This window comes from Kordiimonas lipolytica, from assembly GCF_042651265.1.
GTDB lineage: Bacteria > Pseudomonadota > Alphaproteobacteria > Sphingomonadales > Kordiimonadaceae > Kordiimonas > Kordiimonas lipolytica.
Genome location: NZ_JBHSCR010000026.1, coordinates 1 through 3,104 on the forward strand (window position 1 = coordinate 1; position 3,104 = coordinate 3,104).

Below are 3,104 nucleotides of genomic sequence, written 5' to 3' on the forward strand. Positions count from 1 at the left end.
AAAATCCTCATTCGCGCAAACGCAAAAATGAGGGATCACTATGCAGCCGCGCTTGACACATAACACCGCTGCTTTTTCTTTGTGCCGCCCTTGATGCCCTAATCATCGTTGATGCCAAGGCCGCCGCCTGACACCATGGCACAAAAAACATCAGAGAATCGGCCCGAAGCTCGTGCAAAGGCCGTTTCCAGCTTGCATTTTACCCGGAATCGCGGTACATCGCGCCCGACTCATATGGGATCGCCCGTATGAGCAACTCCGCCCTTGCATCCCTGGAGGAAGTGGCGGTCGGCGTGGGGATGGTCCCCGCACCGTTATAGAGTTTGGAGAAATACCATGGCTGACATCGTCACCATCGTTGCTGAGCCGCGTGAGCGTGTAGGTAAGGGAGCCTCCCGTGCAACGCGTCGTGCTGGTCAAGTACCAGCTGTAATCTACGGCGACAACAAAGAACCTGAAGCAATTCAGATCCCTCAGAACGAAGTAATCCGTCTTCTCAACCGTGGCGGCTTCATGTCCCACACGTTCGACGTACAGGTTGGCAAGAAGAAGACCACCGTTCTGCCACGTGACCTGCAACTGCACCCAGTATCCGACATGCCGATGCACATCGACTTCCTGCGTCTGGGCAAAGGTGCTGTCGTGACGATGGAAATTCCGATCCATGTTGTTGGTGAAGAAGTATCCGTTGGCCTGAAGCGCGGCGGCGTGATCAACTACACCCGTCACGAGATCGAAGTGAATGTTCCAGCGAACGCGATCCCAGAGCACATCGAAGTTTCGGTTGCTGATCTGGACATCAACGACGCTGTGAAGATTTCCGACGTGAAGCTTCCAAAAGGCTGTGAGCCAACAATCACCGACCGTGACTTCACGATCTGTGCGATCGTTGCTCCGTCTGGCCTCAAGTCCTCTTCGAACGCTGCTGAAGAAGGCGAAGGCGAAGCGGAAGAAGCTGCTGCAGAAGAAGGCGGCGAAGAGTAAAACACATTGGGGCGCACACGCTGCGCCCTTTTATGCCGGAAGGGATATCCCATGCTTTTATTTGTCGGTCTTGGAAATCCAGGCGACAAATTCAAAGGCCACCGGCACAATGTTGGATTTATGGCGGTGGACGAGATTGTTCGCCGCCATAATTTTTTGCCTGAAAAAAGCCGCTGGCAGGCGCTGACAAGCGAGGGCCGGCTGGGGACGGAGAAGGTGATCGCGGTCAAGCCGCAAACCTTCATGAACCTCTCGGGCCAGGCCGTTGGTGAAGCCATGCGCTTCTTCAAGCTGACGCCCGCCGATGTGGTTGTCTTCTACGACGAGCTTGATCTCGCGTTCGGCAAGGTGAAGGTGAAAGTGGGTGGCGGCGCCGCGGGCCATAACGGCATCCGATCCATCACGCAGCATATCGGGCCAGATTTCACCCGCGTGCGCATCGGCATTGGCCACCCGGGCGATAAATCCCGCGTACACGGCCATGTGCTGGGCGATTTTGCCAAGGCAGAACAGGCTGAGCTTGAAAAGATACTGGACGCGATCGCGCGCGAAGCTGCCTGGCTGGCCCAGGGCGACAACCCGCGCTTCATGACGGAAGTTTCGCGCCACATCAACCCGCCCCGGCCGTCTACCGGCAAAGGGAAGCCGGAAGGTGAGGCAACTGGTGAAGATGAGAAGGCGGCGCGCAGCCCGGTGACCAGATCACTCGCGGCAAACCCCGCCAAACCAAAGAATAACGAAGGCCCCATGGCCGAAGCCCTTAGGGCGCTCAAGAAGGAAGACTGATATGGGTTTCAAGTGTGGCATTGTTGGCCTGCCGAACGTGGGCAAATCAACGCTCTTTAACGCGCTCACCAACACGGCAAATGCCGCGGCGGAAAACTACCCTTTCTGCACCATCGAGCCAAATGTGGGCCAGGTGCCGGTGCCGGATGACCGCCAGTACAAGCTGGCGGCGCTTGCGAACTCCAAGGAGATTATCCCGACCCAGCTGTCCTTCGTGGATATCGCGGGCCTCGTGCGCGGCGCGTCAAAAGGCGAAGGCCTTGGCAACCAGTTCCTGGCCAACATCCGCGAAACCGATGCCATCTGCCACGTGCTGCGCTGTTTTGAAGACGACGACATCACCCATGTTGATGGCCGCGTTGATCCGGTATCGGACGCCGAAACCATCGAGATGGAACTGATGCTGGCTGACCTCGACAGCCTTGAAGGCCGCATCCACGGCCTGGGCCGCAAGGTACGCGGCGGCGACAAGGAAGCAGTGCTGACCATGGCAATGATCGAACGCACGATCCCGCTCCTCAAGGAAGGCAAGCCAGCCCGCTTCGTTGAGCGCAACAGCCCGGACGAAGAACGCGCCTTCAAGGAACTTCAGCTCTTGACCTCGAAGCCGATCCTGTACATCTGCAACGTGGATGAAGACAGCGCGTCTGAGGGCAATGACTTCTCCCGCGCGGTAGAGGAAATGGCCGCCAAGAACGATGCTGGCTGCGTTGTGATCTCAGCCGCTGTGGAAGCAGAGATCGCGCAGCTCGACAGCGAAGAAGACAAGTCAGAGTTCTTGGAGACACTCGGCCTTGGCCAGACCGGCCTCGCCCGCGTGATCCGCGCAGGCTACGACCTGCTGGAACTGATCACCTACTTCACCGTGGGCCCCAAAGAATGCCGCGCCTGGACCATCACAAAGGGCACCAAAGCGCCTCAGGCCGCCGGTGTGATCCACACAGACTTTGAAAAAGGCTTCATCCGCGCCGAAACCACTGCCTATGACGATTTTGTCGGCTGTGGCGGCGAACAGGGTGCGAAAGACGCGGGCAAGATGCGCCTTGAGGGCAAGGAATATATCGTGCAGGACGGCGACGTACTGCACTTCCGCTTCGCGAACTAATCGCAGAACCAGTTGGGCTGGCAGTAATAGTAATGCTCAAGGCCCGGACCTTCCTGCCACCAATAGTAGACGTCATAGGCGAAGTAGGTCAGGAAAAACACGATCCAAAAAAGAAACACCAGCTTCAAAGGCTTCGCGATTGCGGGGCCTTATACATTGAGAGGCACGAAGATTTGTTATGATCTTCGTGCCTCTTTGATTTTGAACAGGGGGTGGCCACCCCCTGTTC

4 protein-coding genes are annotated in these 3,104 nt (G+C 57.3%); 3 read left to right on the forward strand and 1 reads right to left on the reverse strand.

The annotated features are described in order from the left end of the window. Positions 1–336: 336 nt before the first annotated feature. From ACFO5Q_RS16765 to ychF, 3 genes are read left to right on the forward strand one after another with little or no spacing between them, the layout of a single operon-like run. The gene (locus ACFO5Q_RS16765; protein WP_068145225.1) at positions 337–984 is read left to right on the forward strand and encodes a 50S ribosomal protein L25/general stress protein Ctc; all 648 of its coding nucleotides are present in this window, start codon (positions 337–339) and stop codon (positions 982–984) included. A 51-nt stretch (positions 985–1,035) separates the two neighbouring features. Beyond that, on the forward strand, positions 1,036–1,770 hold the full coding sequence (gene pth, locus ACFO5Q_RS16770; protein ID WP_068145220.1) for an aminoacyl-tRNA hydrolase: 735 nt from the start codon (positions 1,036–1,038) through the stop codon (positions 1,768–1,770). 1 nt (position 1,771) lies between these two features. Beyond that, entirely contained in the window at positions 1,772–2,875 is a 1,104-nt protein-coding gene (ychF, locus tag ACFO5Q_RS16775; RefSeq protein WP_068145217.1) for a redox-regulated ATPase YchF, read from the forward strand. Here the strand turns inward: ychF and ACFO5Q_RS16780 are convergent. Further along, positions 2,872–2,994: a hypothetical protein gene (locus ACFO5Q_RS16780; RefSeq protein ID WP_269448952.1), complete on the reverse strand. Its 123-nt coding sequence runs from the start codon at positions 2,992–2,994 to the stop codon at positions 2,872–2,874. The genes ychF and ACFO5Q_RS16780 overlap by 4 nt on opposite strands. Positions 2,995–3,104 lie beyond the last annotated feature (110 nt).